This is a genomic window from Neobacillus drentensis (assembly GCF_036966985.1).
Classification (GTDB): Bacteria; Bacillota; Bacilli; order Bacillales; family Cytobacillaceae; genus Neobacillus; species Neobacillus drentensis_E.
In genome coordinates this window covers 1-19,041 of record NZ_JBALSN010000331.1, presented here as the reverse complement: position 1 = coordinate 19,041, position 19,041 = coordinate 1, and the positions used below count along the sequence as shown (strand labels likewise).

Here is a 19,041-nt window from a genome sequence, read left to right as displayed (position 1 = left end):
ACTTTTATCCGGTGTTTTCATCGGATTTTGGCTATTTCTTGGGTATGCTACGCAAACCATCGGGCTATTATATACAACTTCTTCTAAAGCAGGATTTATAACAGGGCTAAACGTTGTCCTCGTCCCATTGTTTTCCATGATGTTATTAAAACAGTTTCCCACCAGAAATGCAGTCTTAGGTGTGTTGACAGCGACGATTGGTTTATTTTTGCTGACAATGACTGATGTTACTGCATTAAATAAGGGAGATGGATTTGTTTTCATTTGTGCGATCAGTTTTGCCCTTCAAATTATTTATACTGGCAAATTTAGCAATAAATATCCAACACTGCTGTTAACGGTTATTCAAATTACAACCGTAGCTTTTCTTTCGATTGTATCCTCTTTCCTTTTTGAAGATTGGAGGAAGTCATTTAATCCCGAGATCCTATTTAAACAAGAGGTGCTCATTGCCTTAATCATCACGAGCTTGTTCGCGACGGCCCTGGCCTTTTTAATTCAGACCAATTTTCAAAAGTATACTTCAGCAACAAGAGTAGCCTTGATTTTTGCGATGGAGCCGGTATTTGCTGCTATTACAGGGTTTTATTGGGCCCATGAACGACTATCCTATAGTGCTTTAGTAGGCTGTTTCCTTATATTTGCAGGCATGATATTTGCCGAACTTCCAACCCAAAAAATTACTTTACTTAAAAGAAGTAAGGGTATTGAAGATAAAGTTTCATAAAAAAAACTCCCTATAAAAAGGGAGTTTTCTCATGTTTATATCACCAATAGTTCCTTTTCTTTAACAAATCGTATCGCTTCTTTTCTTGTGCTGATCTTGTTTGAAATTAAGGTTTCTAATAATGATACGTAAAAACTTCCATCAAAACTTCTTTGTGCTTTAAGAGTCATCTCAATGGCCGTATTAATCATTTCATCTGAAGCATTTGTATAGTGTTTCCCAAAGAAAATAAACCCAATTGCATCCTCTTGGAATTGAAAACCCTTTCCTTTCAAGTGATGCAAATAATCTTCGACTGATCCCACTGACTTTGCCATCCCTCTCCCAACAAACTCTGAACATCCCTTTAAAATCTTAACTTAAATTTTGATAATTTTCTATTCTTTTTTGTACATAAGTGACCAATGACTCCCACCAAAACACCTAGAATGGCCCCACCAACAACCTCTTCTGGTTCATGACCTAACATCTCTTTTAACTTTTTTGGAGAATCCTGTTTAAATTCAACGCTTTCCTCTTTATGGATTTTTTCAATTAACTCATTCATGGAATTTACCTTTAAGGTTAATTCCCCTGTTTGTCTCCTAACTCCTTGTGCATCATACATGACAATTAATCCATAGATAAGGGAAAGGGCAAAATCAAAGGTTGGCAGGCCACGCTGCATGGCAATATAGGTCGTTAAGGTAGAAACCCCGGCTGAATGCGAACTAGGCATCCCACCGGTTCCAAAGAACAGTTCAGGGCGCCATTCTTTCTCTTTTATATAGTGAATCGGAATTTTCATTCCTTGTGCTAGTCCTATGCTAAAAAGCGCTAAATAAACACCTTTGTTCATCAAATCACCCCTGCTACTATTGTTCGAATTCCTGAGTTTTATTATTCCAACTGGAAATACTAAAAAAAGTGGGAGGTGACGTAGATGAGTAAAAATGGACATGTAAATCGAGGCGTGAAAGCACCAGGGGTTAATCCTCAAGGCTATGGTCAAGATGCCGAGTTTGCCGAAGAACCAAAAAGTAAATTAGAAAATGCCGCTAAAAAGAAAAATACAAAATAAAAAGCGGAAACACCCGCTTACCTTATCCACCATATGAAACTGACTGCCAATCGATTGACAGCCAGTTTCATCGGATCAGGTAAAATTAGCAAGAAACTTACAATAGGGAATTAAACGCCTAGCTACTTCAAACTCGCGATGTTTGCAGCCTGGTCTCCAATTTACTTCAAAGATCCAAAGCCTTTTTTGTTGATCGATACCAATATCAATGCCTAGTTCATCAAAAGAATGTTCATATAATGTATCAAAATGGGCACAAAATGATAGAGCAAAATGCTCAAGATCTGCTTTAACTTGATTTGATTCATCACCAAATTCAAGTAAAAGAAATGGTTCTAAATCGCCACGATATCCTCCGCTGCTTATATTACTAATTAATTTACCGTTACCGCTGATTCGAGGGTAGATTAAATTTATTTCCCAAATTCCCAGGCCATTTTTTTGGACATGCAAGCGAAAATCATAGGTTAGTCCTGTTTTTGTTTTACACTCAACAAAAGGCTGCATTAAATATTTACGTTTGCAAATCAGATCAGTCAGCATACTTTCTAAATCTTTTTGGTCAAGAGTGTGAACTTGCTCACCGTCAACTAATTGGTAAAGTTGCTGCTCATTCACTTTTTCGATAAACAAGATCTGTTTGCCTTGATTTCCTGTTAAAGGCTTGATGACAGCACGAGGGTTTTCTTGGAGAAAACTAATACATTCTACGGCATTCCTTACATTAGTGGATGGAATGAGGAAACTGGAGAATTCTTTTGCTTGAAGAACTTTATTATATACTTTGAGTTTATTTCCAACTGGAAAACTGGTAAAAATCGCATATTTCTTCAATTTTTTCAAGATGTCAGATTGCTTTCTAGATTTAGGGTTGCAGCTATTTATGATAACAGTTGGGAAGTCTATTACGGTTTCAGTCCATTCGCCTTGATTGTATTCCCATCCATTAATTTTCAGGGTATGAAAATTAACATTATTGAAAGTAAAATAATAGAAAGGAATTCCCTCCATTTTTGCAACTGCTGCAAAAGGATAAGCTTTCTTAACCTCTGTCGGTTTTTTCCGGAAGTGAAGCATCCCGATTGCCTTCAACATTCTCACATCCCTATAGTGGCTCTAAGTAAAATTTAATTTCTTTCGATGCAGTCAATGCAATCTCTTTGGCCTGTTCGGGGGTATCAGCTGAGGCGATTACATAGGCATAACGATCACCTAGCGAATATGGCTTTGTCAATATTGCACCTTTTCGCGGTTTCACATAAACTTCCTTTACACCCTTATAATCAGCTGCCTTATTTTTCCCTACTACCTTAATGAGCCGCCCGCGCGTATTGATGGTAAGGAATTTGGCAAATACATAATTCCTCTTCGATTTTTCTAGATTTAGTTCTTCACCTAAAAAGAGTTTTAGGGTTTCTTTGACTAGATTAATTCCTGTTCCCTCTTGAATAATTCTATTCATTGCTCCGCCTGACATTCTCGGATTAATCTCAATTAACTTCCATTCTCCTTTAATGAGCCTCATTTCTAAGTGACAAGTTCCATTTACTAATCCAAGTGTTTGAATAATACTTGCAACCGCTAGGTGTAAAGCTTCGAAGGCCTCATTCTCCAAGGTAGCCGGGAAACTATACCCAGTTATGATAAAGCGTTCCCCTGTGTTGACCTCTTGTTCAATAATAGCCACTAAAGAAATTAGCCCATCCTTAACAATGACTTCAATTAAGTATTGGTTCCCAATTAGATATTCTTCAATAAGTATTGGGAAAGATGGGAACTTTTTTGTTAAATATCCTAATCCTTTTTTAAATTCAAGTGATGTTTCAACTAATAATACATCCTTTGATCCGTTGGAAACAGGTGACTTTAAGATGAGTGGTAAATAATCTTGATATTCCTCTACACATCGCAAAATGGACTGTTCCCCATGAAATACAGTAAATCTTGGTGAAACAGGAAGCGTTTTAAGTTGTTCACGAAATCTTGTTTTCTCCTCCATGATAGCCAATGCATCCGTAGACATTTGATAAAGTCCTAATTCAGCCGAGATTCGTGCAGCAAACGAGACAAACGGGTCAATGAAACTTATAACCGCGCAGATTTGTTTATGATCTTTTTCAAGTTCACGAACAATTGTAAAAACTATCTCTTTATCCAGTAAATTTTCAACATACACCATACGATGGACTTCTTGGAATTCCTCTCTCTGTTTTATAAATTCTTTTCTGTTTGTTAATAGGACCGTATAATAGCCCATTGTGTTTGAAATGCTTAGTGCTTCACGGCTCGTTCCAGACTTATTACTTCCAATAAAGACAATGGTTTGCATACCAACCTACTTCCTCTGTGTTTAATTATTGGTCATTTCTTTTGGCTAATAAATATTTCCCATAACTTATTGGTGTAATATAGGTTTCTCTCCAGGTTTCAAACAATAATGCCTCACGAAAGGCTAACCTTAGGTCACGCGCATTACACTCAATAAACATCGGAATACCTTCACTTGTAATCCCGATATCGAGACCAATATCGGCCAGGTTTGTAAGATGTTGTTCTAATTTTCGCGCAATGCTGATCGAAAAACGTTCCACGTCAGCAACTATCTGTTTTTCATTAAGATGTGGGATGTCTTTTATAATCTCTTCTAGAACAACGCAGGTACCACCTCTCGCAACATTTGTAACGAAATGTCCTGTTTTTGCTACTTTTCCAACGATACCGGTCACTTGCCATTCTCCCTCTCCATTTCGTTGAACAGATACCCGAAGGTCAAATGGATTGTTATTATATTCTGCTAGTACAATTCTCTCCTGGATGAGAAATTTCCCTAGAATGTTCAAAGAATTTATTTTTAATGGAATTTGTTCCATTGGAAGAACTTCTTCCAACCATATGTCCTTGTATGGATAGGAAAGTACCCATTCTGTATCGCTCAGGCGTGTTACTTTCATATTACGTTTACCAAATGTGCCGCTGCTTGGTTTAAGGATTAACTCCCGATATTTTTCCATCATGTGCATCATATTTATTTGATCAAAGGGAACAGTTTCTGGGAGATGTGGTCTCAGTTCTTCACTTTCCGATAACAACTTATGAATTTTGAGTTTTCCATAATGATTCCATTCATTAAAAAGAATAATTCCTTCATCTTGTAGTCTTTTAATCTGTATCTTGGCAGCTTTCGTACATTGGTATCCACGATTATGAATCACCCATGGTTTAGGAATAGTCCTAAACCGATACTTCCCATCAGCATCCAATACATAACCCGCTGTCTCTGGCTCTCCAGGTTGTAAATCTTCCAATCGCAGGAAGACGGGAATGATGTGATTAATTTTCCCTGCCTCCTCGTAAAAAGAGAGAACTTGTGGATTCTTACCATTGGTAAGTTTACGATATATTTGTGAGCTTAATAATATTCCGATAAATTGTGTTTCCAAGTCAATTTCCCCGCCTTATGAATAGGGTTTACGTTCCGGCAGTATAAATAAACTGCTACTTATTATAAGATGCATAAATTGTATATCTGGAAAGACAAACACCCAATTTTATTTGAAACATTAAATAAATAATTGAATACACTAACTTACATTCATCTAGGAGGTGGTTTGCAATATGAGAATAAAGCCAAAGGTAGCAATCATTACGCCAGGAACATTCCCAATTCCGTCCCCTCGTTCAAGTTCGGTTGAAACAGTTGTAGATATGCTAACAAAGGCACTTCAGACCGATGTAGAGTTCACTATTTTTGGGAAAAAGACCAGAGAATTGCCCTCATCCGAAAAACGAGGCAATATTACTTACCACCGGTATGTTTATCGGGAGTGGACCAGGTACCTCACCAAGATAAGTTCAGCTCTATCCAAACTCAAACCCGATATCATTCAAATTGAAAATCGCCCTAACTTCATCCCCCTCATCCGTAAAATATTTCCAAGAACCCAGATATTGTTATCGCTCCATTCAACTAAGTTTATCTCCACATCCCATATTGCGAAGGAAGAGTTAATCAGTTGTCTTCAGCAAGTTGATAAAATTATTGTCAACAGCCATTTCCTTAAAAACCATTTAATACATCAAACCGGTTGTGAATCTGCTAAAATATTTATCAATCATTTAGGAGTGGATACGAATCAATTTCAATCAAAATGGTCAACAAACCAAATGAGTGAAAGTAAGAAAGTTGCGCAGCAATTGAACCTTGAAGGAAGAAAAATCCTCTTATTTGTCGGACGGTTAAGAAAGATAAAAGGGGTGGAAAAAATACTCCGAGCCATGCCTGCAATTATTCAAGCGGTGCCTGACACCCTATTAGTCATTGCGGGAAGTGCGTTTTATGGTTCTGACCGGAAAACGAATTATGTGGAACGTATGTATAGGTTAGCGAAGGAATTTCCTAATCATGTCAGGTTTTTATCGTATATTCCGCATGATGAAATTCACGTCTGGTTTAAAGCGGCAGATATTGTGTTAGTCCCCTCCATCGGACATGAGGCATTTGGTTTAGTTAATGTGGAAGCTATGGCATGCGGGGTCCCTGTTATTGCAACAAATATAGGAGGAATGCCCGAAGTAATTGACCATGGAAATACAGGATATTTGATCAATACTGAAAATCTAGAAGCAGAATTAGCGAAATATGTAATTCATCTCTTGAACAACCCGAATATCCTAAAACAATTAGGTATAAACTCTGTAAATAGAGTGTATGAAAACTTCACCTGGGAGAAAAGTACGAGCCGTCTCTACCAATTGTATAATCAAATATGATTTGAAAATTAATAGAACGTCCCTTTCAGCACTAAGGGGACGTTCTCTATTTATAAATTGGCTTTTTCTCCGAAGAATAGGCTCTTCCCAATTGATTCATCATCCAGGATCTGAAACCCTTGAATTTGTACAGCATAAAGAAATGGCTGATAACGAATTTTCAAGTACGAATCGTAATCTAGTGTCTTAAAACCTTTAAAGCTTGGATAAATATTTGCCTCTAATATCCAAGGGAAGCCCCATTCATCTAAGGCAATATCAATACCAAATTCAGCGAAATGTTGATTCGTTTGATCCATGATCCGGCAAAATCTGTCGCAAACATTTAAAATGTTCCCATTAACCTGCGTATAATTAAGACCTTTTTTGGAATTCTTGATGACGGCTTCCAATGTCATGGCTTCTCCGCCTCGAGCAATATTGGTTAGGTCCTCATCTTCCCGTGCTACTCTGCATTCGATTCCTGTACATTGCCATTTCCGTTTGTTATATTTTTGCATTACCACCCTTACATCCAGTGCGCGGTTGTTTACTTTTAATAACGGAATGTAAGTTTGATATAAATAGTCTTGGTCAAGAATTCCAATTTCCTCTAACAATGCTTGTAAGCCTTCTATATCCTTCCGTCTGTGTTGGACCTTTGTGTTAGTTCGATAATCAAATAAACTAAAACCTTCGAATTCATTAGTAAATTCTAAGATAAATATTCCACGTCCTCTTGATAAGCTAACCGGCTTTAAGATAATCTTCTTTTTTTCTTTTAAAAAATCAATTAATTCTTCGATGTCATTTAAAAGATAAGTGGATGGTAAGTGCTGATTGATATCTGGATGATTTTTTAATAAATAAAGATCTGACTTTTTAAAGTGGTATGAGTTAAATAACTGATTATCTGTTAAATCGATAAGTTTTTTTATGCTTTCCTGCTTTTGATGGAAATTCCGACGGTAAATGGTAGCGGGGATGGGGGTAGAATCATAGCGCCATTGCTTATTTTCGGGTTCATATACCATTCCGTAAGCTATTCTCTTTTCCCAATCGACGGAACGCGGGGAAAAGGCAATCGTTACGCCGCCAAAGAGATGATATTCACCAAAGCGATCATTGAACTTTTCCATATAATTCAAATTAAACACCTGGTTTTTTTCACCTAATAACAACCCGATTGTTGGTCCGATGATTGCTTTGCCCTCTGAAAATTTTATTTGATAAACTAAGTCTGTAGGAAGATGCATGCTTTCTACTAAAGTGTGGGAAACAAACAATTCAATTGGATTTTGATAGGAATTATCTCGAAGCGGAATCGCGTCTTCATAAATACCAAAGCAGCATGGCTGTTCTATGACACCAAACTTTACGACATTCGGCTTATCTCTCCAGCGTTCAGTTATTCGGTCAGGTAAATTCATCATTATTTCATCACCCTGGAAAACCTTAAATTTGACCCACACATTTTCTTCGACCAACCTTAAATTTTCTCCAATAGAGGTGAATTGATCATTGTTTGGTGCTTCATTGTATTGCAGGAAGTTTGATTCCATTTTTTCTTTATCCTTTATCAAGATGAGTGCCTTTGCTAACTCAATTGGCCACTGAAGGAGCGTTACAGCTAATTTTTCATGGCGGTAACTGATGTCTTTAATAATGTTAAAAATGGGACAGGTGGATTGAATTTGAATTTCGCCATTCTCCATCATGACATATTTAAGACCGATTTCATATATACCAGGGTAATAATAATGGAGTATTTCTAATATACAGTGACTAACTTCATAAAGGTTTTCTTTGGTTTCATCTTCCAGTTGTTGATGGTCCGAAAAAAGCGAATAAGCTTCCTCTAAGGTATAAATTTTATCCTCCACCTTAGCATAAACAATAGGGGTCGTCCATTGATGATGACAATCTTTTTGGCCTAATACATAAAAACATATTGATGTTTGTTTAGGATGATCGTCTATCCTCACAACATCAATTAGAGCAGGATGTGTCTTCATTAAGTCTAGAAAAGGCTTTTTCTTAAGATTATTCTGTTCATTTATCACAATAGTATCTGTTTGCTTTGCTAGTTCAAAGATGGTTTTATTATATTTTTTTTTATGATAAATGGTTGGATTATACATTATGGGAGGGATGGAAACGAAACCTAATAAATCGATTTCCTCACCTCTAATGGTAAAGGCTTGCCCACTGTGCTCGTTCACACGTAACTCATCTATATTAAAAAATAGTATTCCCAGATTTAACTCTTCGCCTGTTTTAGCATATTGATAAACAAAAGAGTCTTCCTCTTCCAATTTTTTTTGTGCAAATCTATTCCATTGACGTTTTGGTAATATGATACCAATTAACGGTTCATCCATATAATTGTCTCCTTCAATCTTTTAAGTCTATTATCTTTTCAACGAAATTCTTCCATTGTTCATAGTATTCAGGTTCAAGATGGCGGACGTGGTCGAAAAATGATGTTAAAAGACCTAATTGTTTTAAATCCTTGAAAAGCCGTTTCGGGTACGTTCTTTGAATTCTAAACGAATTAACATGATCGATAATTTTCAATTTGCCCTCTTTATCAAAGATAGTGTGGCGCAAGGAAAAATCAATGCGCAGAAACTGTAAGCTTTTCAGTTCAGTAATTAGATTTAGAATTTCCCTTGTTAATTCTTCAGAAATCATGTTGGATTCTTCAAGATATTCTTGCAACGAGGGGCCGTTTAAGTATTCCATAATAATATAATTTTCCCCTGATTCATAAACTGCTGGGATAATCGTTGATTTCTCACCGACTTGCTCCAAAACTAGTTTTTCTCGAAGACAATAAATTTTTTTGGAATAGATCTTTACAACGCGGTCGTCAGATAACTTGAATACTGCACCTTGCAATCCTTTTCCAATCAAGGGATAGGGGGTTGGATTAATAGAGACCTGAACAGGCTTTCCAGGTGTAACAACAATTTGGGTAAAATCATCCACTTGCATTTTCTCCTTTACCTTAAACTCAGAACAAATCAGGAATTACCCCAATTATGAGAAGGGTAAAAGCGCATCAATAAGTTCCTGTGCGGATTGAAACCGTTTCTTTTTATTTTTTCTAGTTGCTTTACGAAGGATCTTTTGAAGGTCTTGATTGATTATCTGTTCGCATGCCTGTTTTTTATTAAAGGGTGCTTGACCCGTTAACAAGTACAAACAAATACAGGCAGCACTATATAAATCAGAGCTGGTATTTAAGTCGGCGGTAAAGATATCATTTACTTTCTTAAGTTCAGGCGGCCGGTACCATCTCGTTGCTCCCTTATGATTTCCTTTATATTCTCCGAACTCGTCAGTACGGACAGCAGAGCCAAAATCAATAATTTTGACTGATCCAGGTTCATTGTTGCTTATTAACACGTTATGTGGAGTAATATCGCAATGGAGAATCCCCTGTTGGTGAATCACCTTTAAACCCTCAAGGATGTTAATTGTAATTTGAACAGCAATTTGTTGATCATGGATAATTCCCTTTTTAAAATGACCAAGCCTCACCCCGTCATGATGGGAGAAAACAATATACCCCGTTTGATTTTCAACAAAAAAGTCTAACCAGGTGATGATATGTTTATGAATCGGTAACCTTTTAAGAATGCTGCTTTCTTGTTCTGCTTCGCTCTTGTCTGCGACCTTTTTTATTACTACCCTCTCGTTTTGGTCATTTTGACCATAAAAGACGAGACTAGTTGCGCCTTTCCCAATGACTCGATGATCCAGTGAATACTTTTCGAATTTAGCTCCTCCTTCGAATACAAGTAGGTAACCATGCTTTTTTATATCATATTACTAGTGAGACAAGAATTCCTGTATGTTTATCCATAAAAAAATGAGGTTGNNCAACCTCATTTTTTTATGAAACAAACACTTCGTCTATTGGCAGCAGGCGCTGCAATCCCCGGAGTTCTAATTCCATTAACTTATTCAATGCTTTCTCTTTTTCTATTCTTAGGCCTGCCTCATCCAAGGCACAACTAACGGGAACATCACATTTTATTTCTGCAAGTATTCTCGATAAGTGGAGCATTTCTAAATCCTGTTCAATTTTAGTCTTATTGGATTTAGATAAACGTTCTAAATTGGAGATAATACCCTCAACATGGTCGAACTCCTTTAAGAGCTTAAGAGCGGTCTTTTCCCCTATTCCTCTTACTCCAGGATAGTTATCGCTAGTATCCCCCATCAGAGCTTTTAAATCGATCATTTGCCGTGGAGTAATCCCCTTCTCTTCCAAAAAGGTTTCTGGCGTATGCACAAGATAATTCCCATAACCCTTTTTTAACAAAATTACGGAAATACTGTCATCAAGCAGCTGCAGCATATCTTGATCACCCGTTAGGATCGAGACATGTGCGTAGTCTTTGGATTGATTGGCAATGGTTCCAATGCAATCATCGGCTTCGTATCCAGCTAGTCCGATATTGGGTATATCAAAAGAGGCAACAACCTCTTTTACTAAATCGAACTGCGGGATAAGCTCAACCGGAGCTTCACCCCGATTCCCTTTATAATCAGCAAACAATTCCGTACGGAAGGTCTTACTTCCCATATCCCAACAAACTGCAAGATGTGTGGGCTTGAAGGAATTTACTGCCGTGAATAAATGCTTCACAAAGCCATGAATTCCATTTGTAGGTGTTCCTTTTGAATTTATCATAAATTGTCCAGTAACTGCGGTAGCGTAAAAAGCACGGAATAACAAGGCCATTCCATCAACAAGCATCAGTGAAGGTTTTTGATTCGTCATTTTGGACCTCCTAAGTTAGGTGTTTAAAAACAACACGATTTACATTATAACATAAGTTGCCCCAAAATATTATTCTATTTTATTATCCTCATATGAGATCCAATCACTAAAGCTTCCAATATAGAGCTTTACTTTCTCAAAACCTGCTTCTTTCAAGGCTAAGTAATTTGGGGCAGCTGTCACCCCTGATCCGCAGTATACAATCATTTCCTTTGCAGGGTCGAGATTTTTGAACCTTTGTTTTTGGATTTCAGCAGGTTTATAGTACCTCTCATTTAATCCTTCCATCCATGGCTTATTGATTGCTCCAGGAATATGCCCAGCTTTTTTATCAATTGGTTCCTCTATACCTAAAAAGCGCTTTTCTTCACGCGAATCGATTAAGATTTTATTATTTAAATGTTTTTCAACTACTTCTTTTACTTCGTCCGTTGTTGCCAGCAATTCTGGTTGAACCTTGAAATGGAATTTAGTTTTTTCAAAAGCTGAAATTTCCTTAGTTACAGGGTAAGATGCTTCTATCCAGCTTTTATATCCGCCATCAAGTACATAGACATTTCCATGACCGAGGTATTGTAGCATCCAGCAAAAACGAGCAGCATACGCTCCTTCACCAAAGTCATAGGCAACAACTAGTTTGTTTTCATCAATACCTGCATTCTCAAGTTTGGAGATAAATTCTTCTAGAACAGGCATTGGATGCCTGCCGCCATAGGTTTGTTTCGGACTTGAAAGGTCTTTTTCTAAATCAAAGAACACTGCCCCGGGAAGATGACCTTGTAAGTATTCTTGCTTGCCTTTTTCTGGTTCAGCTAATGAAAACCGGCAGTCGATGATCCTGAGGTTGCTCTCATTTAAGCATTCTAGAACCCATTCCTGATCTTTAATATATTTCACTAGTTCATCCTCCTCGAATCTGTTACTTCCCATTAAAATCTAATCCGCCAACTTTGTTTGGATATCCTTTAAAAATTCAATAGAGATTCCGCCGTCTAAGGCCGAGAGATGGCTTAAATAAAAATCGTTTACTTGTTCGATCATTTGTTCTAATAGGCGATTGAATTCCTTTGCGATTTCATCGCTATAGTGACTATTTAATCGTTTCGCTTCCTCTGCTAAATATTCCTCTGCAGGCATATCCAGTACTTGATTAAGTTCATCACTCATTAGTTTCTTTTCATTTTTTTCAAAGAAGGATTTTGGATTTTTAAAATAAGACATTGCTTTCGTAAATACTTGTTTATCTATATTTTTAAATGCATTTGGAAATTCGATTGTTGCTTTATGCTCCACTTCAAATGCTGAAAAGGAGAGGTCAGGATTAATTTCTTGGAGATTCCGAATAAGACCTGATTGGAAATCAGCCAATTGTTTTTCCGAAAAGCGCTCAATTCGCACAGTAGTAGCTCTCATTTCTTGAGCAAAATCAAACCCTAGACTTTCGAGAAATTCATCCAAAGCTCCTTGTAAAACCTTTTTTAAATTACGTCCATCATCCCTTAGGGCGCTTGGATTAAATGACTCCCTAAAGAAATCCCCGAAGCGTAAGAATACCCGCTTCTTAATGTAATAAACCAACTCATTTGCTTCTTGATGCAAACGGTTTTGTAAATTTCCAACTGTTTGGTTTGTAAATAACTCTTGAATACGCGCTTGCTGGTTTCTAATATCCTCACGTTTTTTCTCTTTAACCGATTGATCTTCTTGTGAACTCTGAATCAGATTTGTGATTAAATCATGGACACGAGTTACTTCCTTTTCTGCTGAAGAAATAGCCATTACTGTTAATTCATTGGTAATAAATTGATAAAATGCCTGTTCAAATTTATTCATTCCTGATTCAAAGGTTGGATTAGAATCCGTTTTTTCCATTAAGGCTAGCAAACTAGACACAGGATAAAGATGAGGATTTCTTATCCCATATTTGCTAAGTTGATCCTCAACATAATCAATCACCGTTTCCTTCTCTTCTTCACTCTCAGCGAGATCGATTGCATTGATAATAAAGAACATTTTATCCATTTGGAATGATTCCTTCACACGTCCCAGTTGGATTAAGAATTCACGGTCGGCTTTAGAAAAAGCATGGTTGTAATAAGTAACAAAGAAACAAGCATCTGAATTTTTAATATAATCAAAGGCTACCCCAGTATGACGGGCATTGATAGAATCCGCTCCAGGTGTATCAACAAGTGTGATGCCTTTTCGGGTTAACTCACAATCATAATAGAGCTCGATCCATTCGACATAGCAGGATTTTTCTTCTTTTGCGACGAACTCGCTAAATTCAGCAACATCCGTTTCGAGAACGGTTCCTAATAAATTCCCATATGATGCATAGCCTTTCATAAATGCCTGCAAGAAGGCATAATGGGTCTTTTCCAACACACCGCCTTCTTGGCCTGTTTGCAGCATAATCTGATTTATTTTCTTGGATGCATCTTCTAAATCTGCAACCTGAAGTTCAAATACTTTTAAAGAACGATTAACATCTTCCAGCATGGCTGATGCATCTTTAAATTTAACAAGCACTGTGCCATGAGGATGATTTTCCGTAACTGGTTTAATTTTATTAATCGCAGCAGTGGTAGGATTTGGTGAAACAGGTAGAACTTTTTCACCCATAAGTGCATTGGCAAAGGAAGATTTACCTGCACTGAAAGCACCAAATAATGCGACGGTAAATCCTTTGTTTGCAAGTCTTTCTGCTTTTTCCACTAATTCCGCTGAGAGCTTTTGAAATCCTGGAATGTCTTTGATTAATGTTGAAGTCTGACTGAGACGTTCTACTGTTCTTATTAAATGCTCATTCGATGCATTAACTTCCGGTTCCGTAACTATGGATTGATCAACAGTTTCAGGCGTAGAAGTAGTGGTGGCAGTTACACGAGTGCTGGTTGTTGGCTGGGCCCTGACCACTTCAAATTCTTCTTCATCCTGTTCAAAAAGATGATGGCTATCTTCTTTGAGCACATCATCCGTTGTTAATAACTTTTCGATTTTTGATTCCATCAAGGTAATTTTCTGCTGAGATTTATTTAATTCTGTTAATGCCTTAACATACCGATCCGTTTTATTGAGTTCTTGTTCATATTTTTCTATTAATCTGGCCGTTCGTTCCTTTAATGCTTTAAGAAACTCTTCTTTAAAAGTCGTGAGTTGGATTCGTGCCAGTCTTTTAATTTCATTGGCCACATCTTCTGTATAGTGTAATACATATTCACCAGATACTCGGGCCCCCGACTTTACTGCTTCCGTTAAAAGACTTGTCGGAACTTCGATGGAATAAGACTGCGCCAATCCCTGCAGTTCCCCTTCATCAAGCCCTATTTCTTTTAATGTGCTCAGTAAAAATTCACGGACATGCCATTCAAGCTGAGTTTTCGTTTTATCAAGGATATCATGGTGAAAACGTTCTAGCCTTACCTTTCTCTCTTCTGCTGTTTTTTGCTTAGAAAATAAAAATCCAATTTTAAATTCTGGCTGACATGATTCCAAATAACTTTCAGCCAATTCTCTGGTTTGAAAAGGCATCAGATAGGCGTTTTTAAGGATTTGGGCAATTTGATGATCAAATTCTTTCTCCGTTCCTGCAACCCCTTCTTTTAATGTATTGAGATTTCCTTCCACTTCTTCAGTCGCATTTGTCAATGTACTTTGTTCTGCCTCAGATAATTCATTCAGAATCGCAAGGACTGGTGCTAACTCCTCCTGATCCAATTTCCGTCGTTGCTGGATATGATCATGGCTAATTTTCTTTAAGGATTGAAAAATGGATGGAACTAATAATTGGTCTTTAGACGCCAATTTATCTGCAATAAATCCTTGAAGATCAGAAAATTCATTGAAGGGATGGGTTTCATGCTTTAAGGAGGTATAAAAAATCCTTGCCGGTTTTACTCCCCATGAAGCAAACGAATCTAATACGCTGTTTTGAAACTCCAGAAAACTTAGTTCTTCATCCTTGTGTTTATCAATTTGGTTTATGACTAAGTAAACTTCTTTCCTAGCTTCAGTCAATTCCTTTGTAAATAAAAAATTTAACTCTGCTTGGACATGGTTATAATCCATTACATAAAGAATCAAATCAGCAAGATGGATGGCCGACTCCGTTGCGATTCGGTGGGCATCGTCAGCTGAATCAATGCCAGGTGTATCCATAATGACTGTATGATCAGGCAGCCCTGTATCACTGTGACTTATTTCGATTTCTTCGATTTGGTCGCCGTCTTTACAATAATTCTTTACTAATTCATAATCATAAGGGGCTAAATAAATTCGAGGTGTTTCATTTTTAAAAAAGACCTTAGCATAATCTTCGCCTGCTTTTACCTTCACCAGATTTGCACTGGTGGGAATCGGGCTTGATGGCAGTAATTTTTCACCCACAAGTTGGTTAATCATTGTCGATTTTCCAGCAGAAAAATGACCGCAAAAGGCAATCAGAAACTCTCTGTTTTCTAGCTTTTTGGCTAATTGCTTAATTTTTTTGGCATGTTCAAAATCCTCTTGATCCATTAAATATTCATATAGTGAAACGATCTTCGATTTCAATGTCTGGATGGCTTCTTCTTGGTTCGCTATTTTTACCATTACTTATTCCCCTTAACAACTTTGTAATATTTTTTATTTTATACGATAATTCATACTTTTCCTATCCTGACACTTCATTTGCTTAAAACAAATTTTTCCCAAAAACGACAAAAAGCCAAGATTAACAACCTTGGCTCAAAAAAATAGATATTCATTTCAATGGGTAACGTTTTTTAAAACGTGCTTCATGACAAATGCATAAATAATAACCGTTCCGCTAACTAAAGCAAAAGTCATATGTAACACCTTCCTTATCAAGGTTGTTGAGAATGATTTTCATTGTTAATCAAAGTTTAACATAACTGATAATCATTTTCAATAGTCCTTTTCTAATTGTCACACTTTTTTAACAACTTTAGGAAGAAAGCGATTACAGTCCTGGAATCTCCACTCATACTCAGTCAGTTCCTTAAGGGCTTTTTCTTCCTCCGGAATCCGAATCATAAGGATAATTCCATTTAGAATGGTAAAAATACACGCCGTTATATAGCAGTTAAATAGTAGAGGAACGACAGCTAATTCAATCGCAACCACAAAATAATTTGGATGTTTAATATAAAGGTAAGGACCTTTTTTGATCACCTTTGCATCTCTTAAGACAATAATTTTCGTATTCCAGTACCTTCCAAGTGAGGTAATCACCCAAATCCTAATGATTTGTGCCCCAAAGAAAACTGATAAGAGGATTAGCCAAAAATAAGAAAGCTCCCGATTCCCATAAACTTTTTCAGCAATTAGGCAAATGAAGAACAGTACATGCATCAACACCATAAATCGATAATGATTTTTACCAAATTCAATAGCACCTTGTTTCTTCATCCATTTTTCATTCCGTTTTGCGATTCTAAGTTCAACCACACGTTGAAGAACAATAAAGCCAATGATGATTTCGAATACAAGAAATCCATCCATTTACCGCCACCTCATTAAATGCAGTTCTGAACTAAACCCTGGCCCTAGAGCGGTACCGAGACCATAGGCCCCTTCTGGAATTTCTTTCTCCATGAATCGATTCAGTACAAACAGTATTGTCGCTGAAGACATATTTCCAAACTGTTTTAGCACATCAAGTGAAACCTCTGTCATTGAGGGAGGGATTTCTAATGATTTTACATAAGCATCGATTACCTTTTTTCCACCAGGATGGGCAATAAAATAGTTTATTGTTTCAAGATTTACATGATTTTCTTTTAAAAACTCAGTTACATTCGGCTTTAACCAATTTTCAATTATGTGAGGAATATCACGTGAGAAAACGACATATAGCCCGTTACTCTTAATATCCCATCCCATCACATCTAAGGAATCCGGCATAAGTGTTGACTGAGTTGCAATAATGAAGGGGGAAGTCTTCTTCTTCCTGTAATCACAATAATTTGAATCATCACCGCAAACTAACGCACAGGCAACACCATCGGCAAATAAGGAAGTACCTATGAAATTACTTTTCGATAGATCATTGCGTTGAAAGGTTAGGCTGCAAAGTTCCACTGAGAGAACAAGTACCTTTGCTTTCGGAAAAGCAAGGCAATATTCATAGGCCCGGGATAACCCTGCGGCACCGCCTGCACAACCAAGGCCCCATATTGGAATCCTTTTGGTGTGAGGCTGGAAGGGAAGTAAGTTCATGATTCTGGCTTCGATACTTGGTGTAGCAATTCCGGTGGTTGAAATAAAAAAAATGGCGTCAATGTCCTGATAGGGAATATTCCTTGTTAAGAAATTAGTGTTATATAAACACTTCACGATTGCTTCTCTTCCCAGTTCAACAGCTGACTCAATATAAGCCGTATTTTTTTCTTCAAACGTTTTATCTTCTTTAAACCAATCAATATTTTTTACAAAATTCCTTTTTTCAATCTGACCATTTTGAAACGCGCGTAAAAGTCTTTCAATGTCCTTAAAGGAATCGGAGAACAGCTCGCGAGCAAACTCCGAGGCTTGATTTTGGTTTACTTCAAATGGGGGCGTTACCTCTGCAACTGAAATAATCGTTGGCATGTTTTTTCTCCTTCAAGCTATGTAAGGGTATTTTTTCCAGAATTAAGATTATTATGCATAAAAAAAGCTCCCTTTAAGGTAGAAACCAAAGTTTCACGTTAAAGGGAGCAAACGTTTTGAAGGTTGTTGCTGTGCTCTTAAATTATATAATGGATGCTAAATTCGTTCATTAGCTAATGTTTTCCAATTTCAACTTTCTTAATATATAGCAAGTATTATGCTTTTCTCAATTTATTTTTTATCAGGTTGTTTTTGAACTTCAATCTTAATTTTATTTTTTACTAACGTGCCACAAATTTTACAAATTTCAACATTATCATACAAAAGCCGACATCGATCACAATAATATTTTTCCACAAAAACCCACTCTTTTCTGGAGGAAAATAAGATTTATTACTATCATATTTTCAAACTCCTAGAGTGTGACATTGATTCCAAAAGATGTCTTTTATCGTTTGTGAAGGATTATTCAATTACTTAAATCACAGGGGAAGTGTGATAGTTCACATTTTATTCACAAATACCCCGGGGGTATTGTGATATAAATCACTGTTACATCAATTTTATAATATTAACATAGTAGATACCTAAGGAATGAACAATTTGTGAACTGTGAAATTTGTTGTTTTTTCATCACAATTGTTTTGTATTATGAAAGAGAACTAATCATTAATTTTATTACTCTGAAGGGAGTGCGGGGGATGGCGAAGGCGGAACTTAAAACAAACAATAAAACAGAAATTGAAGACAGCTCTTCTCTTAAAGGGACATTAGCGTCCGTTTTCTTATTAGGAGCTTTTATTGTTGTCACTTGGGTAAGTGTCTATTACTTGTTTGTTGAACGTTTCTAATGATTGAGGGGGAAAAGATTATGCATATGCATAAATTCGAAAAAATTTGGCTTACTTTTGGCATTGGCGCATTGATTGTTTTCTTAACAACTGTAGGTGTAAGCGCGTTCTATCTTGGCAACAAGCCGCCAAGCTGTTTAACGACGATTAATGTAGATAAAGTCGATCAAACAAAACCATTTGATAAACCAGGATTACATAAGGTTGAAGGCAAAGGTTGGGATTATGAATTGGTCTATGTTGCTTCTGCCTTCTCTTATAATCC

The 19,041-nt window shown here is 36.9% G+C and carries 17 protein-coding genes and 1 pseudogene; 5 read left to right on the top strand and 13 right to left on the bottom strand.

The genetic code is table 11. The annotated features are described in order from the left end of the window. Positions 1 to 727: DMT family transporter (locus V7659_RS20770; RefSeq protein ID WP_335541935.1), on the top strand; the 727-nt coding region annotated here is incomplete at its 5' end. Positions 728 to 762: 35 nt separating this feature from the next. Here the strand turns inward: V7659_RS20770 and V7659_RS20765 are convergent. Both V7659_RS20765 and V7659_RS20760 read right to left on the bottom strand, forming a co-directional pair. Continuing rightward, positions 763 to 1,044 (bottom strand): DUF6123 family protein, encoded by a 282-nt coding sequence (locus V7659_RS20765; protein WP_335541933.1) that lies wholly within the window; start codon positions 1,042 to 1,044, stop codon positions 763 to 765. Between the two features lie 29 nt (positions 1,045 to 1,073). Continuing rightward, the gene (locus V7659_RS20760) at positions 1,074 to 1,565 is read right to left on the bottom strand and encodes a divergent PAP2 family protein (RefSeq protein ID WP_144547353.1); all 492 of its coding nucleotides are present in this window, start codon (positions 1,563 to 1,565) and stop codon (positions 1,074 to 1,076) included. 84 nt (positions 1,566 to 1,649) lie between these two features. Between V7659_RS20760 and sspL the strand changes: the two genes are divergently transcribed. Beyond that, positions 1,650 to 1,787, top strand: a complete 138-nt coding sequence (gene sspL, locus V7659_RS20755; RefSeq protein ID WP_335541930.1) for a small, acid-soluble spore protein L — start codon at positions 1,650 to 1,652, stop codon at positions 1,785 to 1,787. A 75-nt stretch (positions 1,788 to 1,862) separates the two neighbouring features. On the opposite strand, the gene V7659_RS20750 is transcribed toward sspL, so the two are convergent. Genes V7659_RS20750 through V7659_RS20740 form a run of 3 tightly spaced genes read right to left on the bottom strand, consistent with a single transcriptional unit; the run spans position 1,863 to position 5,227 of the window. Next, positions 1,863 to 2,882, bottom strand: a complete 1,020-nt coding sequence (locus V7659_RS20750) for a YheC/YheD family endospore coat-associated protein (protein ID WP_335541928.1) — start codon at positions 2,880 to 2,882, stop codon at positions 1,863 to 1,865. Between the two features lie 10 nt (positions 2,883 to 2,892). Next, positions 2,893 to 4,116 carry an ATP-grasp domain-containing protein gene (locus V7659_RS20745; protein ID WP_335541926.1) on the bottom strand — a complete coding sequence of 408 codons (1,224 nt, stop codon included), beginning with the start codon at positions 4,114 to 4,116 and terminating at the stop codon, positions 2,893 to 2,895. A gap of 25 nt (positions 4,117 to 4,141) precedes the next feature. Beyond that, positions 4,142 to 5,227, bottom strand: coding sequence for a YheC/YheD family endospore coat-associated protein (locus V7659_RS20740; RefSeq protein WP_335541925.1), 1,086 nt, complete (start codon positions 5,225 to 5,227; stop codon positions 4,142 to 4,144). Between the two features lie 175 nt (positions 5,228 to 5,402). On the opposite strand from V7659_RS20740, the gene V7659_RS20735 reads away from it, so the two are divergent. Then, complete coding sequence (locus V7659_RS20735) at positions 5,403 to 6,557, top strand: glycosyltransferase family 4 protein (RefSeq protein ID WP_335541923.1); 1,155 nt, start codon at positions 5,403 to 5,405, stop codon at positions 6,555 to 6,557. Between the two features lie 50 nt (positions 6,558 to 6,607). Here V7659_RS20735 and V7659_RS20730 read toward each other — a convergent pair whose 3' ends face one another. From V7659_RS20730 to V7659_RS20695, 8 genes are all read right to left on the bottom strand, one after another. Beyond that, positions 6,608 to 8,917 (bottom strand): YheC/YheD family protein, encoded by a 2,310-nt coding sequence (locus V7659_RS20730; protein WP_335541921.1) that lies wholly within the window; start codon positions 8,915 to 8,917, stop codon positions 6,608 to 6,610. A gap of 13 nt (positions 8,918 to 8,930) precedes the next feature. Next, a complete protein-coding gene (locus tag V7659_RS20725; RefSeq protein WP_335541919.1) occupies positions 8,931 to 9,527 on the bottom strand; it encodes a kinase in 597 nt (198 codons plus the stop codon). A gap of 51 nt (positions 9,528 to 9,578) precedes the next feature. After that, the gene (locus V7659_RS20720; protein WP_335541936.1) at positions 9,579 to 10,289 is read right to left on the bottom strand and encodes a serine/threonine-protein kinase; all 711 of its coding nucleotides are present in this window, start codon (positions 10,287 to 10,289) and stop codon (positions 9,579 to 9,581) included. 148 nt (positions 10,290 to 10,437) lie between these two features. Next, positions 10,438 to 11,331, bottom strand: a complete 894-nt coding sequence (locus tag V7659_RS20715; protein WP_335541916.1) for a 5'-3' exonuclease — start codon at positions 11,329 to 11,331, stop codon at positions 10,438 to 10,440. 69 nt (positions 11,332 to 11,400) lie between these two features. Further along, complete coding sequence (locus tag V7659_RS20710) at positions 11,401 to 12,228, bottom strand: sulfurtransferase (protein ID WP_335541914.1); 828 nt, start codon at positions 12,226 to 12,228, stop codon at positions 11,401 to 11,403. Between the two features lie 39 nt (positions 12,229 to 12,267). Further along, on the bottom strand, positions 12,268 to 15,924 hold the full coding sequence (locus V7659_RS20705; protein ID WP_335541913.1) for a dynamin family protein: 3,657 nt from the start codon (positions 15,922 to 15,924) through the stop codon (positions 12,268 to 12,270). Between the two features lie 336 nt (positions 15,925 to 16,260). Further along, the gene (locus tag V7659_RS20700) at positions 16,261 to 16,836 is read right to left on the bottom strand and encodes an isoprenylcysteine carboxyl methyltransferase family protein (protein ID WP_335541911.1); all 576 of its coding nucleotides are present in this window, start codon (positions 16,834 to 16,836) and stop codon (positions 16,261 to 16,263) included. After that, the gene (locus tag V7659_RS20695) at positions 16,837 to 17,925 is read right to left on the bottom strand and encodes a type III polyketide synthase (RefSeq protein WP_335541909.1); all 1,089 of its coding nucleotides are present in this window, start codon (positions 17,923 to 17,925) and stop codon (positions 16,837 to 16,839) included. It lies immediately after the preceding gene. A gap of 701 nt (positions 17,926 to 18,626) precedes the next feature. Here V7659_RS20695 and V7659_RS20690 point away from each other — a divergent pair. Both V7659_RS20690 and V7659_RS20685 read left to right on the top strand, forming a co-directional pair. Next, entirely contained in the window at positions 18,627 to 18,776 is a 150-nt protein-coding gene (locus V7659_RS20690) for a cytochrome c oxidase subunit 2A (RefSeq protein ID WP_283874774.1), read from the top strand. Positions 18,777 to 18,796: 20 nt separating this feature from the next. Next, positions 18,797 to 19,041 (top strand): annotated as a pseudogene (locus tag V7659_RS20685) (cytochrome B5); the annotation flags it as partial.